The organism is Streptomyces hokutonensis, assembly GCF_000376565.1.
Classification (GTDB): domain Bacteria; phylum Actinomycetota; class Actinomycetes; order Streptomycetales; family Streptomycetaceae; genus Streptomyces; species Streptomyces hokutonensis.
In genome coordinates, this window is record NZ_BARG01000006.1 from 128,385 (window position 1) to 144,390 (window position 16,006).

The 16,006-nt window shown below is 70.8% G+C and carries 17 protein-coding genes and 1 pseudogene; 10 read left to right on the forward strand and 8 right to left on the reverse strand.

Annotation, left to right across the window (positions count from 1 at the left end):
• Positions 1–82 precede the first annotated feature (82 nt).
• Positions 83–406: a hypothetical protein gene (locus SSP08S_RS02155; RefSeq protein ID WP_019065930.1), complete on the forward strand. Its 324-nt coding sequence runs from the start codon at positions 83–85 to the stop codon at positions 404–406.
• Positions 407–511: 105 nt separating this feature from the next.
• Here the strand turns inward: SSP08S_RS02155 and SSP08S_RS02160 are convergent, their stop codons facing one another.
• The 3 genes and pseudogenes from SSP08S_RS02160 to SSP08S_RS64755 form a co-directional block, all read right to left on the reverse strand.
• Entirely contained in the window at positions 512–1,150 is a 639-nt protein-coding gene (locus SSP08S_RS02160) for an RDD family protein (RefSeq protein WP_019065931.1), read from the reverse strand.
• Positions 1,151–1,239: 89 nt separating this feature from the next.
• Positions 1,240–1,860, reverse strand: coding sequence for an RDD family protein (locus SSP08S_RS64750; protein WP_019065932.1), 621 nt, complete (start codon positions 1,858–1,860; stop codon positions 1,240–1,242).
• A gap of 1,086 nt (positions 1,861–2,946) precedes the next feature.
• Positions 2,947–3,381, reverse strand: a pseudogene (locus SSP08S_RS64755) (DUF2510 domain-containing protein); the annotation flags it as partial.
• A 265-nt stretch (positions 3,382–3,646) separates the two neighbouring features.
• Between SSP08S_RS64755 and SSP08S_RS02170 the strand changes: the two are divergent.
• Positions 3,647–4,120 (forward strand): SsgA family sporulation/cell division regulator, encoded by a 474-nt coding sequence (locus SSP08S_RS02170; protein WP_019065934.1) that lies wholly within the window; start codon positions 3,647–3,649, stop codon positions 4,118–4,120.
• A 22-nt stretch (positions 4,121–4,142) separates the two neighbouring features.
• Here SSP08S_RS02170 and SSP08S_RS02175 read toward each other — a convergent pair whose 3' ends face one another.
• The gene (locus SSP08S_RS02175; protein ID WP_019065935.1) at positions 4,143–5,549 is read right to left on the reverse strand and encodes an FAD-binding oxidoreductase; all 1,407 of its coding nucleotides are present in this window, start codon (positions 5,547–5,549) and stop codon (positions 4,143–4,145) included.
• A gap of 92 nt (positions 5,550–5,641) precedes the next feature.
• Between SSP08S_RS02175 and SSP08S_RS02180 the strand changes: the two genes are divergently transcribed.
• Positions 5,642–7,123 (forward strand): tetratricopeptide repeat protein, encoded by a 1,482-nt coding sequence (locus tag SSP08S_RS02180; RefSeq protein WP_019065936.1) that lies wholly within the window; start codon positions 5,642–5,644, stop codon positions 7,121–7,123.
• Positions 7,124–7,139: 16 nt separating this feature from the next.
• Here the strand turns inward: SSP08S_RS02180 and SSP08S_RS02185 are convergent, their stop codons facing one another.
• Together SSP08S_RS02185 and hppD are read right to left on the reverse strand one after the other, a co-directional pair.
• Positions 7,140–8,006 (reverse strand): phage baseplate protein, encoded by an 867-nt coding sequence (locus SSP08S_RS02185; RefSeq protein ID WP_019065937.1) that lies wholly within the window; start codon positions 8,004–8,006, stop codon positions 7,140–7,142.
• Positions 8,007–8,038: 32 nt separating this feature from the next.
• Positions 8,039–9,184, reverse strand: a complete 1,146-nt coding sequence (gene hppD / locus SSP08S_RS02190; RefSeq protein WP_019065938.1) for a 4-hydroxyphenylpyruvate dioxygenase — start codon at positions 9,182–9,184, stop codon at positions 8,039–8,041.
• A 125-nt stretch (positions 9,185–9,309) separates the two neighbouring features.
• Between hppD and SSP08S_RS02195 the strand changes: the two genes are divergently transcribed.
• From SSP08S_RS02195 to SSP08S_RS02225, 7 genes are all read left to right on the forward strand, one after another.
• The gene (locus SSP08S_RS02195) at positions 9,310–9,792 is read left to right on the forward strand and encodes an Lrp/AsnC family transcriptional regulator (RefSeq protein ID WP_019065939.1); all 483 of its coding nucleotides are present in this window, start codon (positions 9,310–9,312) and stop codon (positions 9,790–9,792) included.
• Between the two features lie 12 nt (positions 9,793–9,804).
• The gene (locus SSP08S_RS02200; protein WP_019065940.1) at positions 9,805–10,452 is read left to right on the forward strand and encodes an ABC transporter permease; all 648 of its coding nucleotides are present in this window, start codon (positions 9,805–9,807) and stop codon (positions 10,450–10,452) included.
• The gene (locus SSP08S_RS02205; protein WP_019065941.1) at positions 10,445–11,689 is read left to right on the forward strand and encodes a betaine/proline/choline family ABC transporter ATP-binding protein; all 1,245 of its coding nucleotides are present in this window, start codon (positions 10,445–10,447) and stop codon (positions 11,687–11,689) included. The genes SSP08S_RS02200 and SSP08S_RS02205 overlap by 8 nt, the downstream gene beginning before the upstream one ends.
• The gene (locus SSP08S_RS02210) at positions 11,686–12,489 is read left to right on the forward strand and encodes an ABC transporter permease (protein ID WP_019065942.1); all 804 of its coding nucleotides are present in this window, start codon (positions 11,686–11,688) and stop codon (positions 12,487–12,489) included. Before SSP08S_RS02205 ends, SSP08S_RS02210 begins: the two co-directional genes overlap by 4 nt.
• Positions 12,486–13,442, forward strand: coding sequence for a glycine betaine ABC transporter substrate-binding protein (locus SSP08S_RS02215; protein WP_019065943.1), 957 nt, complete (start codon positions 12,486–12,488; stop codon positions 13,440–13,442). Before SSP08S_RS02210 ends, SSP08S_RS02215 begins: the two co-directional genes overlap by 4 nt.
• A gap of 79 nt (positions 13,443–13,521) precedes the next feature.
• The gene (locus SSP08S_RS02220; RefSeq protein WP_019065944.1) at positions 13,522–14,106 is read left to right on the forward strand and encodes a winged helix-turn-helix domain-containing protein; all 585 of its coding nucleotides are present in this window, start codon (positions 13,522–13,524) and stop codon (positions 14,104–14,106) included.
• Between the two features lie 10 nt (positions 14,107–14,116).
• The gene (locus SSP08S_RS02225; RefSeq protein ID WP_019065945.1) at positions 14,117–14,311 is read left to right on the forward strand and encodes a hypothetical protein; all 195 of its coding nucleotides are present in this window, start codon (positions 14,117–14,119) and stop codon (positions 14,309–14,311) included.
• Here SSP08S_RS02225 and SSP08S_RS02230 read toward each other — a convergent pair.
• Together SSP08S_RS02230 and SSP08S_RS02235 are read right to left on the reverse strand one after the other, a co-directional pair.
• Positions 14,308–15,102, reverse strand: coding sequence for a S16 family serine protease (locus SSP08S_RS02230; RefSeq protein ID WP_019065946.1), 795 nt, complete (start codon positions 15,100–15,102; stop codon positions 14,308–14,310). The two genes, SSP08S_RS02225 and SSP08S_RS02230, sit on opposite strands and share 4 nt — an antisense overlap.
• A 63-nt stretch (positions 15,103–15,165) precedes the next feature.
• On the reverse strand, positions 15,166–15,807 hold the full coding sequence (locus SSP08S_RS02235) for an IclR family transcriptional regulator (protein WP_019065947.1): 642 nt from the start codon (positions 15,805–15,807) through the stop codon (positions 15,166–15,168).
• Positions 15,808–16,006: the final 199 nt, after the last annotated feature.

Consider the following 16,006-nt stretch of genomic DNA (forward strand, 5'->3'; position numbering starts at 1 on the left):
ACCGGCGGAAAGCCAGGCCGACATCCTTGTCGCACCCCCCTTTCACAGCTCCCCTCCATCGCCTAACGAGGACTCGATTGCCATGCCTCGTCCGACCGCCGCACAGCTCGCCTACGGTTCGTTCACCGTGATCTTCTCGACGCTCGCCATGCTGCTGCTGTCACAGACGAGTTCGGGTCTGGGGATCGCGGTCGTCGCCTTCGCGGCGCTCGCCCTCGGGCTGCTCGTCTCCCTGACGGTGCCACAGCCCAGGTCCCGCACCGCGGCCACGGCCCGCGCGACGGCCGAGGCCGCGCCCGCGCCCGCCCTCGTTCCGCAGCGCAGGCGCGTGCCGGTACGGCGGGAGACCGTCTCCGCCGCCGCCGTCTCGTCCGCGGAGCCGGTACGGGAGCGGAGCACTCCCTAGACCAAGCACAAGCCCAAGCGCACGCCCGACCACGCGAATCGGCGGGTCCGTTGACGACGGACCCGCCGATTCGCTGTGTGTGCCCGGGAGTTGACCCCGGCCGCCTCAACGCGTGCTGACCACCACGGTCTTGGCGGCCTTGTCGTGCAGGCCCTGCTTGTACGGCTTGTCGAAGAAGCTCCAACCGCCGCTGATCGCCGTCCAGATGCAGGCGCAGCAGAACGCGAACGGGATCCACAGCACCGCCGCGCGGATCAGGTTGGTCTGCACGGAGGGCGTCGACCCGTTGTCCAGGTTGGCCACCCGCAGGCCCAGCCACTTCTTGCCCAGCGTCTGGCCCGACTTGGCGAGCATCACGGTGTCGTAGCCCATGTACAGCACGGCTGCGACGAGCGACTGCCCGAGCGACTTGGCGTACGAGACGTGGTCGAAGTTGATGTCGTACTCGTGCACGCCGAAGGCCCAGGTGAGCAGCCAGACGACGATGCCGACGAGGATCATGTCGATGATCCGGGCGAGGGTGCGCCGGCCGCTGTCGGCGAGCGGGGGCATGCCGGCGAGCGGGTCGGTGGGGTAGGAGCCGCCGCCGTAGGGGGGCGGTTCACTGCCGAAGGGCGGCGGCTGACTGCCGTACGACGGCGGGTCGTACGGTGAGCCCGATCCCTGGCCAGGAGGGGGCTGCTTCCTGAACGGGTCGTCTTCCGGCGGCTGCTGGCCGGAGCCCGGAGGCGGTTCGGTACTCATGGCCCGAGTCGACCGCGAACGCCACGGCTCCGCATCCGGCGAGCGGCCGTCCGGGGTACGGAATCAGGTACCCCGGATGCCGTACTCCGCTATCCCGCTACGAACGTATGTGCTGCCTTGTCGTGCCAGCACTGGTGCCAGGGCCGGTCGAAGAGACACCAGGCGACACCGACGATCCCGACGCCGAGCAGGCCCGGGACGCTGTAGACCAGCCAGCGGCGCAGCGCCCCGCCGAAGCCGGGCGGCTCGTGGCTCTCGATCACGCGCACCTCGAGACCGCAGAGCTTCTTGCCCAGGGTGCGGCCCCACTTGGCGGTCGGCAGCGCCTCGTAGAGCACCCCGAAGAGGAGGAGTACGGCGAGCACGATGCCGAGGTAGGCGCCCGTGGTGCCGTCCAGCAGCCAGACCGTCTCGGCACGGCCGGAGAGCTTGGCCGCGTCGATCTTCTCGTTGATGTGGTCGGCCGCCTTGGTGCCGAGCGGTACGGCGGCCACGGCGGTCACCGCACCGAGCACGAGCGTGTCGACGAGCCGCGCGACCAGCCGCTTGCCGAGCCCCGCGGGCCGGGCCGCCGACTGCCGCCGGGCCGCCGCCTGGAACACGTCCTCCACGGGCGGCTTCCAGGGCGCCACGGGCCCGTCCTCGTCCCCCGCCAGCCGATGCACCTGCTGCGCCCAGGAGGGCTGCCCACCACCGGCGCCGGAGGCCATGGGCGTACTCCCGGAGCCCGCCTGCGGCTGCGCCGGGCCGGACTGCTGGGGGACGCCGGGGGCGGGCTGCGGGGGGCCGGAGAGGGCCGTGGAAGCGGCGGGGGCGGGAACGGTGCCCGCCCGGCCCGCCTGCGCCTGGGCGGCGGGCGCCCCCGCGCCGGCGCCTGCCTGGCCCGCCTGCGCCTGGGCGGCGGCACGCGCGGCAGCCGCCTTTCCGGCGCCGAAGCCGGGGCCGGAGGGATCGCCGGACGGGGAGTTCCCGCCGGACCCCTGTCCACCGGCGGCGGGCAGACTCCCGCCGGGCCGCCGGCCATCGCCGGCGGGCGCCGCACCGGCACCACCGAAGCCGCCTGCGGCGGAGCCGGTCCCGCCGGCGCCCCGGGCACCGTAATCCCCGGCGCCGGACCCGTTCGCGTCAGCGCCCTGCCCGCCGAAGGCCCCGGCACCGGAACCCGTCCCGGCAGAACCCCGGGCGCCGTGGTCCCCGCCTGCAGAGCCGGTCCCGGCGGGCCCGTAGCCCGCTGCGGCCGAACCCTGCGGTCTGTACCCTCCGGCGGCCGAATCAGAACCGCCCGAGCCTTGAGGGCCGGAGCCCACCGCGCCCTGCGAGCCGTAGCCTCCGGCCGCCGAACCAGAGCCACCCGAGCCCTGCGGGCCGAAACCGTCGGCCCCCGATCCGGAACCGCGCGGACCTTGCGCGCCGAAACCACCGGCCCCCGCTGAACCCTGCGGGCCGTACCCCCCGGCGGCGGAGCCGGTCCCGGCAGCGCCCCGGGCGCCGTCGTTCCCGGCCGCGGCCGAGCCCGGTGCGCCGAAGGCCCCCGGGCCCGAACCTGCCGGGCCCGGTGCGCCGAAACCACCCGCACCCGAGCCGGAGCCCGCCCCACCCTGCGGGCCGAAACCACCGGCGCCCGGGTCAGCTCCCGCTGCCCCCTGCGAGCCATAACCCCCGGCAGCCGAACCGGACCCCGCCGAACCTTGCGCCCCAAAACCACCGGCCTCCGCCGAACCCTGCGCGCCGAAGTCGCCCGCAGCCCCCGTCGACGCGCCGTCCGCGTTGCCCGTGCTCCCGCCCTGCGCCTCCGGCGCCCCGCCCTGTTGGGGGGTGCGCGGGGTGGGGCGGCGGAAAGTCGTCGTGCCCTCGTCGGGGAGGTCCTGGTCCGGGGTCTGGCGGTGGAAGACGAACGTGCCGGGGTTGGGGGGTTCCTCCGGTTGGGCGGGGACCCTCGGGTCCGGGGTGCCCCAGGAGACGTGGTGGTCCCGGGCGCCGCCGAAACCGCTCTGGTGGGCGCGGTCCGCGCCCCAGGCCGACGCGGGCTCGGGGTCCTCGTCGAAGAAGTGCGGGCCGGTCTCCTCGACGGACGGCGCGGCGGGCGCCGGCCCGTCCGACGGCGCCGGGCGGCTGGTGCCGGGCACCCAGGCCGCGCCGTTCCAGTACCGGACGTATCCAGGAATGGACGGGTCCGGGTAGTACCCCTCGCGGGGCCTGTCGTCACCGGGTGCCGGCGTTGGGGCGCTCATGTCCGTCGTCCCGTATCTGCTCGGAGGTCAAATGGGGGTGTCCACATCTATCAGACCTGTGCCATCGCCACTGCCCGTCCCGTCGGACCCACTCCTTTCCGGGCAAGCTCGTGCACGGAGTCCACACGCCCCGAAGCCCCCTGACGCCTTCGCGAAGCCTCGCGCAAAAAAAGTTTCCCGAAGTCGCGTAATGCTTACGGCCGCACGCCCTCTCCACTCGTACGGGCCCACCGCGGGACCCCGCGAGCACGAGAGGACACACGTCATGCACACAGTCGTAGAGCGGGAGTTGGAGCTGAAGCTGATCCTGTCGCCGGAACGGAGCATTCCCGTTCCGGCCCGGCTCAGCTACCGCACCGACGACCCGTACGCCGTCCACATCTCCTTCCACATCAACTCCGAGCACCCCGTGCACTGGACGTTCGCCCGCGAACTCCTCGTCGAGGGGGTGTTCCGGCCGTGCGGGCACGGGGACGTACGGGTGTGGCCGACGAAGGTGGAGGGGCGCAGCGTCGTCCTGATGGCGCTGAGTTCACCCGACGGGGACGCCCTGCTGGAGGCCCCGGCGGCCCAGGTGTCGGCGTGGCTGGAGCGGACCCTGCGGGTGGTGCCCCCGGGCTCTGAGGCGGAGCAGCTCGGCATCGACGACGGCCTCGCCGAGCTGCTCGCACCGACCCCGGCCGACGACCTGTGGCTGCGCGACCCGTGGCCGTCGGACGAGTCGCGGGACGGGGAGTGAGCCGTAGAAGAGAGGGACGGGGTCAGAAGAGCTTGCCGGGGTTGAGGATCCCCAGCGGGTCGAAGGTCGCCTTGACCGCCCGCTGCATCTCCACGCCCACCGGCCCGATCTCGCGGGCCAGCCACTCCTTCTTCAGGACGCCGACGCCGTGTTCGCCGGTGATGGTGCCGCCGAGCTCCAGGCCGAGCGCCATGATCTCGTCGAAGGACTCGCGGGCCCGCCGGGACTCGTCGGGGTCCTGCGCGTCGAAGCAGACGGTGGGGTGGGTGTTGCCGTCGCCCGCGTGCGCGCAGACACCGATCGTCAACTGGTACTTCTCACCGATCCGTTCCACCCCTTCGAGCATCTCGCCGAGCCGCGACCGGGGCACGCACACGTCGTCGATCATCGTCGTGCCCTTGACCGCCTCGAGCGCGGTGAGCGACAACCGCCGCGCCTGGAGCAGCAGTTCGGACTCGGCCGCGTCCTCGGCGGGCACCACCTGGGTGGCTCCGGCGGCTTCGCAGAGGGCTCCTACGGCGGCCAGGTCGGCGGCGGGGTCGAGCGTGTCGAAGGCCGCGAGCAGCAGCGCCTCGGTGCTCTCCGGCAGTCCCATGTGCGCGAGGTCGTTCACGGCCTTGACGGTCGTACGGTCCATCAGTTCGAGGAGGGACGGCACGTGCCCGCCCTCCATGATCCGGCACACGGCGTCGCACGCGGCGGCCGCGGACCCGAACTCGGCCGCCAGGACGAGCTGTTGGGGCGGCTGCGGCTTCAGCGCCAGGACCGCCTTCACGACGATGCCCAGCGAGCCTTCCGAGCCGACGAACAGCCGCGTCAGGTCGTATCCGGCGACACCCTTGGCCGTACGACGCCCGGTGCTCATCAGCCGTCCGTCGGCGAGGACGACGTCCAGGCCGAGGACGTACTCGGCCGTCACCCCGTACTTCACGCAGCACAGCCCGCCCGAGGCGGTGCCGATGTTGCCGCCGATGGTGCACATCTCCCAGCTGGAGGGGTCGGGCGGGTAGTACAGGCCGTGTTCGTTGACCGCGCGGGAGAGGGTCGCGTTGATGACGCCCGGCTCGACGACCGCGATGCGGTCGACCGGGCTGATCTCCAGGATGCGGTCCATCTTGACGAGCGAGAGCACGATGCAGCCCTCGGAGGCGTTCGCCGCGCCCGACAGGCCGGTGCGGGCGCCCTGTGGGACGACCGGGACGCGCAGTTCGGTGGCGACGCGCATCACGTGCTGAACCTGTTCGGCCGTGCGCGGAAGCACGACGACGGCGGGGGTGCCGGACGGGCAGAAGCTCGCCATGTCGTTGGCGTACGAGACCGTGACGTCCGGGTCGGTGAGGACGGCCTCGGCGGGCAGCCCGGTCAGCAGGCGGTCGAGGAGGGTTCCGGTGTCGTGGTCGCGAGGCGCTTCGATACGGCTCATGATCACAGCGTCGCACTCGCGGCCATCGGTGTGAACCCCGTCCACGCGCGGCTTCGGCTGCCGGGGCACGGTCGTCGTACTGACGCAGAGTGAGCGCCATGGAGAACGAACAGCGGAGCCCGGGTACGTCCCTGGTGGCGGAGCCGCGCAGGCGCCGCTCCCCCGTTCTGCGGCGGGTGCTGATCGCCTCGGTCGCCGGATGCGCCATGGTCGGCGGGCTGCTGTGGCTGCTGCCCGAGGAACCGCGCCGGGTGCCGCCGCCCGCGCCGGGACCCAAGACGCAGGCGCTGACCGCGGTCACCGCGGGGGTGCCGGCCGCGCTGCCCGACCTGGCCGCGCTGATCGGCGACCGCGAGGCCCGGGTGCGGACCAATCCGCGGGACGCGCGCTCCTGGGCGGTGCTCGGGGTGGCCTACGTGGAGCAGGGGCGGCGGACCGGCGACGCCCTGTACTACCCGAAGGCCGACGACGCCCTCCGCACCTCGCTGAAGGTCCGCGCGAAGGGCAACGACGCGAGCGCCGTGGCGATGGACGGCCTGACGGCGCTCGCGAACGAGCGGCGGGACTTCCGGGCGGCCCGGACCTGGGGCGAGGCCGCGGTGAAGCTGGCGCCGAAGCGCTGGACGACGTATCCGCTGCTGATCGACGCGTACACCGGCCTCGGCGACTACAAGGCGACCCGGCGGACCCTCGAAAAGCTCCAGGAACTGCACTCCGGACCCGCCGTGATGGCGCGCGCCGCCGAGGTCTACCGCGACCGGGGCTGGCGCGAGGACGCCGCCGCCCAGCTCGCCGACGCGGCGGCCGGGGCGACCGCGCCCGCCGAACAGGCGGCCTGGTGGCAGCGGGCCGGGGAACTGGCCTGGGAGCGCGGGGACCGGGAGGTGGCGCTACGGCACTTCGAGGCGGCCGTACGCATCGATCCCGACCAGCGGGAGGCACTCGCCGGAGAGGGCCGCGCCCTGGCCGCCCTGGGCCGCACCTCGGAGGCCCTGAACGCCTACCAGGTCGCCCTCGCCAAGCAGCCGACCCCCGAATACGCCCTGGAACTGGGCGAGTTGTACGAGTCGCTGGGCCTCACCCAGGCGGCCCGGGTGCAGTACGACACCCTGCGGACCCTGGTGACCCGGGACACCGCGGGCGGGGTCGACGACGAGCTGGTGCTCGGCGTGTTCGAGGCGGACCACGGGGACGTACAGGATGCCGTACGGCGGCTGCGCGCCGAGTGGGCCCGGCAGCCGGGGATCCCGGTGGCGGACGCGCTGGGGTGGGCACTGCACCGGGCAGGGCAGGACGCGGAGGCGCTGAAGTTCGCGTCGGTGGCGACGGACAAGGTGCACGGGGGCGGGGTGCGGGACGCGCTGTACGCGTTCCACCGGGGCATGATCGAGCGGGAGTTGGACAAGACCGCGTCCGCGCGCCGGCATCTCCAGGAGGCGCTGCAGATCAACCCGTACTTCTCCCCGCTGCGGGTGCCGCTGGCACAGCAGGCGCTGGCGGCCCTGGGCGAGCCGCCGGCCGAGCCGCTCCCCACGGACAAGGAACCGCAGGACAAGGAGCCGCAGGAGAAGACGGCTTGACGTCCGGGGACCGCGGCTACGGCTTCAGGCAGAGCGAGAACCGGCGTGCCCCGGCCTCCCCGGACGCGAAGCCCAGGCACAGTCGGGTGCCGGGCTTGGTGCGGACCGCCAGGCCCTCCGGTTCGCGGTAGGTGAGGGTGTGGGCGGCCTCCGTGCGTGACTGCTGGAGGAGTTCGCCGGTGCGGATGTCGAGGCAGGAGACGTAGGTGTTGCCGTGTTTCGCGGGTGGGTTGGTGATGGAGTCGTAGGCGGTGCCCGCGAGTTGGTAGAGGTGGTCGCCGTCGAGGGCGTAGCCCTGGAACGGGATCGCCGGGTCGGGGTGGGCGCCGGTCTGCGCGATGTCGGCGAGGGGCGTGGCGTAGTCGCGGGCCACGAAGGCGTCCAAGTCCCAGACGCGGTAACGGGGTTGGCCGGCGATGCGGTAGCGGACGGCGATGCGGTTGGACGTCGCGCAGACCGTGGGCTGGTTGTTGGTGGAGTTCGCGATCGGCTTGCGGATCGCGACGTCGGCGGCGGTGCGGACCGCGCCGTTGGCGAAGTGGAAGCGGGTGACGGCCTGGCCGTAGGCGCCGCCTGAACCGGCCTTCGCGGCGGCCTCGGTCCAGATCCAGACGTCTCCGTCGGGGGTGTTCTGCACGCCCATGCTGACGCCGTGCCCGAAGCCCTGGAGGTGCATGTGGCCGAGCGACCTGCCCGTGTAGTCGAGCTGGTTGAGGCAGAGGTTGCCCGCGTCGGCGCCGCCCTGTCTCGACTGGAGGACGTACAGGCGCTGGTGGACCTCGTCGAGGGCGAACGACTGGAGGACCGTGGGTTCGTGCAGGGTGCCCTTGTTCCAGAGCCAGCGCACCGCCGGGGCGGTCAGGTCGATGGGCGCGTCGGCCACGGTCCTCCCAAGTCCCTTGCGGGACCCCTGAGTTACAGGTTGCCCCGCTTTTCCTGCTCCCGCTCGATCGCCTCGAACAGGGCCTTGAAGTTGCCCTTTCCGAAGCCCATCGAGCCGTGCCGTTCGATGAGTTCGAAGAACACCGTAGGACGGTCCTGGACCGGCTTGGTGAAGATCTGGAGAAGGTAGCCGTCCTCGTCGCGGTCGGCGAGGATCTTCAGCTCGCGCAGGGTCTCGACGGGGACACGGGTGTCGCCGACCCACTCGCCGAGGGTGTCGTAGTACGAGTCCGGGGTGTCGAGGAACTTGACCCCGGCCGCGCGCATGGTCCGTACCGTCCGCACGATGTCGTTGGTGTTGAGCGCGATGTGCTGGACGCCCGCGCCGCCGTAGAACTCCAGGTACTCGTCGATCTGGGACTTCTTCTTGGCGACGGCCGGTTCGTTGATCGGGAACTTGACCTTCAGGGTGCCGTCGGCCACGACCTTCGACATCAGCGCGCTGTACTCGGTGGCGATGTCGTCGCCCACGAACTCCTTCATGTTCGTGAAGCCCATGACCTTGTTGTAGAAGCCGACCCACTCGTTCATGTGGCCGAGCTCGACATTGCCGACGCAGTGGTCGATGGCCTGGAACGTGCGGTGGGCGGGCGCCTCGACGAGCGGGTCGGCGGGGGCGAAGCCGGGGAGGTACGGGCCGTCGTAGCCGACGCGCTCGACCAGGGTGTGGCGGGTCTCGCCGTAGGTCGCGATCGCGGCGAGGACGACCGTGCCGTGCTCGTCCTTCAGCTCGTACGGCTCGGCGAGCGAGCGGGCGCCGTGCCCGACGGCGTAGGCGTGGGCGGCGCGCGCGTCCGGCACCTCGATGGCGAGGTCGACGACGCCGTCACCGTGCTCGGCCACATGGCGGGTGAGGAACTCGCCCCAGGGCGTGGACGGCTTGATCACGGAGGTGAACACGAAGCGGGCGGAGCCGTTGGTGAGGACGTACGAGGCGGTCTCGCGGCTGCCGTTCTCCGGTCCGGAGTAGGCGACCAGCGTCATGCCGAAGGCCGTGGAGTAGTAGTGCGCCGCCTGCTTGGCGTTGCCCACGGCGAAGACGACCGCGTCCATTCCCTTGACCGGGAAGGGGTCGGCCTGCCGGGCGGTGTCGGGAGTGTGGTGAGTGGTCTGCGTCATGAGCGCAGGCTCCCCCTGTTCGGCAAGGTGCGCAATAGTTTGCGTTTCTGCTGGGCAGCTTGTTCAGTGGTACGACCGTTTCGGCGGGCTTTATGTACAGGATGACCATCCTCGGAGGCGGGCACATGGGGATCGATCAGCTCGACGGCCGGATCATCGTGCTGCTGGCCGAGGAGCCGCGCATCGGCGTCCTGGAGATGTCCCGGCGGCTGGGGGTCGCCCGGGGGACGGCGCAGGCGCGGCTGGACCGGCTTCAGTCGAATGGAGTCATCCGCGGCTTCGGGCCGCAGGTCGATCCGGCGGCGCTCGGCTATCCGGTCACGGCGTTCGCGACGCTGGAGATCCGGCAGGGGCAAGGCACGGACGTCCGGGCGCACTTGGCGACCGTCCCGGAGGTGCTCGAACTGCACACCACCACCGGCAGCGGGGACATGCTGTGCCGGCTGGTGGCCCGCTCGAACGCCGATCTCCAGCGGGTCATCGACCGGGTTGTCGGTTTTGATGGCATTGTCCGGGCCGCCACCGCGATCGTGATGGAGAACCCGGTTCCGCTGCGGATCATCCCGCTGGTGGAACAGGCGGCCGAGGACGTCAACCGGCCGACGTAGGGGTGTGTGCATGTGAGCTTCTGGGAGTACTTGGGCAACCGGCACCAGCAGCTGCTCACCGACGCCTACCAACACGCCAGCGCGGTCTTCCAGTGCATGGTCGTGGCCACGCTGATCGGGGTGGTGCTCGGGGTCGTGACCTATCGGAGCGAGTGGGCGGGCAACCTCGCCACCACGGCCACCTCGACCATTCTGACCATTCCGTCGCTCGCCATGATCGGTCTGCTCATTCCGATCGTGGGGCTCGGCGTCCCGCCCACGGTCATCGCGCTGACCCTGTACGGCCTGCTGCCGATCGTCCGCAACGCGATCGTGGGGCTGCGCGGGGTCGACCCGTCCCTGGTGGACGCGGCGAAGGGCATCGGGATGTCCCGGCTGATGCGGCTCGCGCGGGTCGAACTGCCGCTCGCCTGGCCGCCGATCCTCACCGGAATCCGGGTCTCCACCCAGATGCTGATGGGCATCGCGGCCATCGCTGCGTACGCCTCCGGGCCCGGCCTCGGCAACGAGATCTTCCGCGGCATCGGCTCCCTGGGCAGCAAGAACGCCCTCAACCAGGTGCTCGCGGGAACGCTCGGGATCATCGTCCTGGCGCTGCTGTTCGACGCCGCGTACGTCCTTCTCGGACGGCTGACCATTCCCAGGGGGATCCGTGCCTGAGCCGTCCACGACCACGTCCGGTGCCTCCATCGAGCTGGAGAACCTGACCAAGAGATATCCCGGTAGCCCGCAGCCCGCCGTCGACAGCGTCAACATGGAGATCAAGGCGGGCGAGTTGGTCGTCTTCGTCGGGCCCTCCGGCTGCGGCAAGTCGACCACGCTCAAGATGATCAACCGGCTGATCGAACCGACCGGCGGCCGGATCCGCATCAACGGCGAGGACGTCACCGACATCGACCCGGTGAAACTGCGCCGCAAGGTCGGCTACGCGATCCAGTCCAGCGGCCTCTTCCCGCACATGACGGTCGCCCAGAACATCGCACTCGTCCCGAGGATGATCGGCTGGTCGAAGTCCCGGATCAGGGACCGCGTGGAGGAGATGCTCGACCTGGTCGGGCTCGACGCCGGCGAGTTCCAGGGCCGCTATCCGCGCCAGCTCTCCGGCGGGCAGCAGCAACGCGTGGGCGTGGCAAGGGCGTTGGCGGCCGATCCGCCGGTGCTGCTGATGGACGAGCCGTTCGGCGCGGTCGACCCGATCACCCGCGACCACCTCCAGGACGAGTTGATCAGGCTCCAGCACGAACTGCACAAGACGATCGTCTTCGTCACCCACGACTTCGACGAGGCGATCAAACTGGGCGACCGGATCGCGGTGCTGCGCGAACGCTCGCACATCGCGCAGTTCGACACCCCGGAGGCGATCCTCACCAACCCGGCGGACGACTTCGTGTCCGGGTTCGTCGGCGCCGGGGCCGCCCTCAAGCGGCTGAACCTCACCCGCGTACGGGACGTGGAGATCACCGACTATCCGACGGTGACGGTCGACGACCCGCTCCAGACCATCTTCAACAAGCTTCGGGACAGCGGCACCAACGAGATCCTGCTGCTCGACAAACGCGGCCGGCCCTACAAGTGGCTGCGGCGCGGCGACATGATGCGCGCCAAGGGCTCACTGGCCCGCGCGGGCACGCTGGTCAGCGACACCGTGACGCGGGACGCGACACTCCGGGACGCGCTGGAGGCCGTGCTGACGGACAACGCGGGGCGGGTCGCGGTGACCGGGCGGCGCGGCGAGTACATCGGTGTGGTCGACATGGAGACGCTGATGAACTCCGTGCACGAACTCCTGGAGGCCGACCGGCTGGAGGCGATGGAGGCCCAGCACGAACTGGAGGAGGCCCGGGCCCTCCAGACGCACGCCGAGCAGGAGGGCGCCGGCGGGGAGGAGAAGGCGTGACGACCACTCCCGAGCTGGAAGAGGAGGAGACGGAGGCCACCGTGCCCCCGACTCCCCCCAAGCGGCGCATCACCTGGCAGAAGCTGACCATCCTGCCCGCGTTCCTGGTGGCGGTCCTGCTGGCGACCTGGCTGTGGTTCAACCAGGCGCACCTGGACGCCATTTCGGAGAACGCGCTCTCCAACGGGCAGGTGAGCAAGGCCCTTTGGCAGCACGTCCAACTCACCGTGATCTCCACGTTCTTCGTGCTGATCATCGCGATCCCGCTGGGCATCCTGCTGACCCGCGGGGCGTTCCGGAAGGCCGCCCCGGTCGCGATGACCTTCGCCAACATGGGCCAGGCGACCCCGGCCATCGGCCTGTTGGCCCTGCTGGTGATCTGGCTGGGCACCGGCGAGAAGGCGGCCCTGATCGGCATCATCATCTACGCCGTCCTGCCGGTGCTGTCCAACACCATCGCGGGCCTGAAGGCCAACGACCCGACTTTGCTGGAGGCGGCCAGAGGCATCGGCATGTCCCAACTCGGCGTCCTGGGACGGGTCGAGCTGCCCCTCGCGGTCCCGCTGATCCTGGCCGGCGTCCGAACCGCCCTCGTCCTCAACGTCGGTACGGCGACTCTGGCGACCTTCGGCGGGGGCGGCGGCCTCGGCGTGCTGATCACCACCGGCATCACCACCCAGCGGATGCCCGTCCTGGTCCTCGGCTCGATCCTCACGGTCAGCCTCGCGCTGCTGGTGGACTGGCTGGCCTCCCTGGCCGAACTCCTGCTGCGCCCACGGGGGTTGGAGGTGGGCACGTGAAGCGGACCTGTCTGGTGGCGGTCGGTGCGCTGATCGTCGTATCCGGCTGCGGACTGACCAGCGGCTCCCCGATGGTCGACGACGTCAGCCCCGGCACCGTCGGGCGGGGCGAGCCCCTCAAGGGCGCCCATCTCACCGTCACGTCGAAGGAGTTCACCGAGCAGCTGATCCTGGGCGCGATGATGGGCATCGCCTTCGAGGCGGCCGGCGCGGACGTCCTCGACCGGACCGGCATCCAGGGGTCGATCGGAGCGCGGGAGGCCGTCAAGTCCGGTGACGCGGACGGGATGTACGAGTACACCGGCACCGCGTGGATCACCTACCTGGGCAACAGCAAGCCGATCACCGACCCGATGAAGCAGTGGCAGGCGGTACGGGACGCGGACCTCAAGAACGGCCTGACCTGGCTGCCTCCCTCCGCCCTCAACAACACCTACGCGCTCGCCATGAACCAGGCCAACTTCAAGAAGTACGGCACGAAGACGCTCTCGGACGTGGCCGCGCTGGCGAAGAAGGACCCGGGCGCGGTGACGCTGTGCGTGGAGAGCGAGTTCGCCAACCGCGCGGACGGACTGCCCGGCATGGAGAAGGCGTACGGCATGAGCATCCCGGCGAAGAACATCACGCAGATGGACACCGGGATCATCTACACCCAGGTGAAGAAGGGCAGTTGTACCTACGGCGAGGTCTTCACCACCGACGGCCGCATCAAGTCCATGAACCTCGCGGTGATGGCCGACGACAAGAAGTTCTTCCCCAACTACAACGCGGCGCCCGAGATCAACACCAAGGCCCTGAAGAAGTGGCCGGCGATCGCGGAGGTCCTCGCCCCGGTCACGAAGAAGCTGAACAACACGGTGGCGCAGGCGTTGAACGCCAAGGTGGACGTCGACGGGGAGGACCCGCATCAGGTGGCGCTGGACTGGATGAAGGCGGAGGGGTTGGTCAAGTAGAGGTTCTGCCGGGAGTTACCAAGGATTGCTTGCAAAGAAGTGGTTGCATCGACTTCTTTGCAACGCTACCTTTGTAAGCATGCAGGAGCACGGAGAACGGAAACGCCGCCACCTCGATGCCCGCTCGCTGCGCGGCCTGGCACACCCGCTGCGGATGCAGTTGCTGGACGCGCTGCGGGACAACGGACCGGCCACCGCCTCGCAACTGGGCGTCCGGCTGGGCGAGTCCAGCGGCGCAACCAGTTACCACCTGCGTCAGCTCGCCGCGCACGGGTTCGTCGAGGACGCCCCCGAGCACGGCAAGGGACGCGAGCGATGGTGGCAAGCGGTGGACCAGGGGATCGTCTTCGACACCGAGGCCTTCGCGGACGCCGGCCCCGAGGTCCGGGGGCTCGCGGAGGCGTACCTGCATGAGATGGCGAACACGCACGCCCGCGAGTTGATCACGTGGCTCAACACCCGGAACAACTGGCCCGAGTCCTGGTCCCGCAGCTCCGACATGAGCAACGCGACCATGCGTCTCACGCCCGACCTCGCCGCCGAACTCGTCGGCAAGATGCACGCCCTGATTGACGACTACCGAGGTCGTGTCCCCGACAAGGACACCGCTGAATCCGAGCAAGTGCGCATCCACACCCACCTGTTCCCCATAGAAACCGATTAAGAGGAACCCCATGCATCCCGAGACCCACCTCGCGCTGCACCACGCCCGCACCGCCGAGCTCCAGGCCCAGGCCGAGGCCCACCGCCTCGCCGCCGAGGCCAGGGCGCCCCGGCCCGAGCTCCGTACCCGCGTCGGCTGGACCCTCGTAGAACTGGGTCTGCGGCTGGCCGCCGCGCCGAACAACCCGAAGCCCGCCGTGGCCTAACAGCCCGGTACGGAGCCCTTACCCGACTCCAGCGCCTCCAGGGCGCTCACCGCGCCCTTCAGCGAGGTGACCGCCACCAGCCGTAGCCCCTTGGGCAGTTCGGACTTGGCGTCCGAGCACTCGGCCTTCGGCACCAGGAACACCGTCGCCCCGTCACGGCGCGCGGCCTGGGTCTTGAGGGCCACTCCCCCGACCGCGCCGACCGTGCCGTCGGTGCCGATCGTCCCCGTACCGGCGATGGTGCGACCGCCCGTGAGATCGCCGCCGTTGCCGTCGCCCTTCAGCTTGTCGATGATCCCCAGAGTGAACAGCAGCCCCGCGCTGGGGCCGCCCACATCGGCGAGCGTGAGCGTGACCTTCACCTTCTTGTCGCTGAGGTTCAGGTAGTTGAGCGCTGCCGTGGTCGCGTCGTCCTGCGACTCCTGCATCTGCTCGGTGTTGTGCTGCTCGATCTCCTTGACGCTGTTGCCGCTCGGATAGACCGAGTCACGGGGCATGACCGCCCGGTCGGTGCGGAACCAGCTGTCGATCACATCGCTCAACGACACATGCTGATCGGGTCCGGTCGCCTCGATCGTGGTCATGCGCAACTGGCCGCTCGTCGTGCGCACGGGCGCCCCGGTGATCGTGATCACCGGGGTGCCCTTGTTCTCGCCGAGCACGTTCGCGGTGAGACCGGGCTGGGTCAGCGAGAACGGCAGCGGCGCGAAGACCGCCGTGGCGAGCAGCGCCACGACGGGCAGGGCACAGACGGCTACGGCCCAGGGGCGCGTGAGGCGAGAGAGGAGCACGGGATCAATCTAACGCGACGGTCACTTTCGGCCGTGCGCCGGTCACCCGATCGTCATGAACGCTCAGCGCAGGGCTTCGGCCACCTCGCGGGCCGCGTCCACGACCCGCGGCCCCACCCGTTCGGGCACCGCGTCGGCCAGCATCACCACGCCGACGCTGCCCTCGACCCCCGTGACCCCGAGCAGCGGAGCCGCGGCGCCGCTCGCGCCCGCCTCCAACTCCCCGTGCGTCAGGGTGTATCCGGGCTCGTCCGCGCCCTGGTGCCGGGCGGCGAGAATCGCGCGGCCCGCGGCGCCCCGGTCCAGGGGGTGGCGGAAACCGGCCCGGTAGGCCACGTGGTAGTCGGTCCAGGTCGGCTCGACCACGGCGACGGCGAGGGCGTCCGCCCCGTCGACCAGGGTGAGATGGGCGGTCGCCCCTATGTCCTCGGCCAGCGACCGCAGCGCGGGCAGCGCCGCCTCCCGTACGAGGGGGTGCACCTGGCGGCCCAGCCGCAGCACCCCGAGCCCGACCCGGGCCCGGCCGCCGAGATCACGTCGTACGAGAGCGTGCTGTTCCAGGGTGGCCAGCAACCGGTACACGACGGTCCGGTTGACGCCCAGCTTGTTGGACAGTTCGGTGACGGTCAGCCCGTGGTCGGTGTCGGCCAGCAGTTTGAGGACGCGCAGTCCCCGGTCGAGCGTCTGGGAGGTCTCCGCGGTCACGACGCCCACTCCTTAAGTGGTGAGGTCGGCGGCCCCCTCGCGGCGGATGCGTCACCGAGTCCCGTCAGTGACGCGCTTCAGAGGCCGCCGATCGGCGAGGCGGCCCGGCGTGTCCGGGCCCAGTCGCTTCACGGCTGCGCTCCGCGGCGGCGCTGCCACGGGGCGTGTGCGTAGCGGGACAGTAGCGAAGCCGGTTCGC

Coding starts and splice junctions, on each gene's coding strand:
- SSP08S_RS64750 (WP_019065932.1), bottom strand. CDS start 1,860: ATGGCCTCCGGCGCCGGTGGTGGGCAGCCCTCCTGGGCGCAGCAGGTG.
- SSP08S_RS02180 (WP_019065936.1), top strand. CDS start 5,642: ATGGAGAACGAACAGCGGAGCCCGGGTACGTCCCTGGTGGCGGAGCCG.
- SSP08S_RS02195 (WP_019065939.1), top strand. CDS start 9,310: ATGGGGATCGATCAGCTCGACGGCCGGATCATCGTGCTGCTGGCCGAG.
- SSP08S_RS02220 (WP_019065944.1), top strand. CDS start 13,522: ATGCAGGAGCACGGAGAACGGAAACGCCGCCACCTCGATGCCCGCTCG.
- SSP08S_RS02160 (WP_019065931.1), bottom strand. CDS start 1,150: ATGAGTACCGAACCGCCTCCGGGCTCCGGCCAGCAGCCGCCGGAAGAC.
- SSP08S_RS02225 (WP_019065945.1), top strand. CDS start 14,117: ATGCATCCCGAGACCCACCTCGCGCTGCACCACGCCCGCACCGCCGAG.
- SSP08S_RS02170 (WP_019065934.1), top strand. CDS start 3,647: ATGCACACAGTCGTAGAGCGGGAGTTGGAGCTGAAGCTGATCCTGTCG.
- hppD (WP_019065938.1), bottom strand. CDS start 9,184: ATGACGCAGACCACTCACCACACTCCCGACACCGCCCGGCAGGCCGAC.
- SSP08S_RS02155 (WP_019065930.1), top strand. CDS start 83: ATGCCTCGTCCGACCGCCGCACAGCTCGCCTACGGTTCGTTCACCGTG.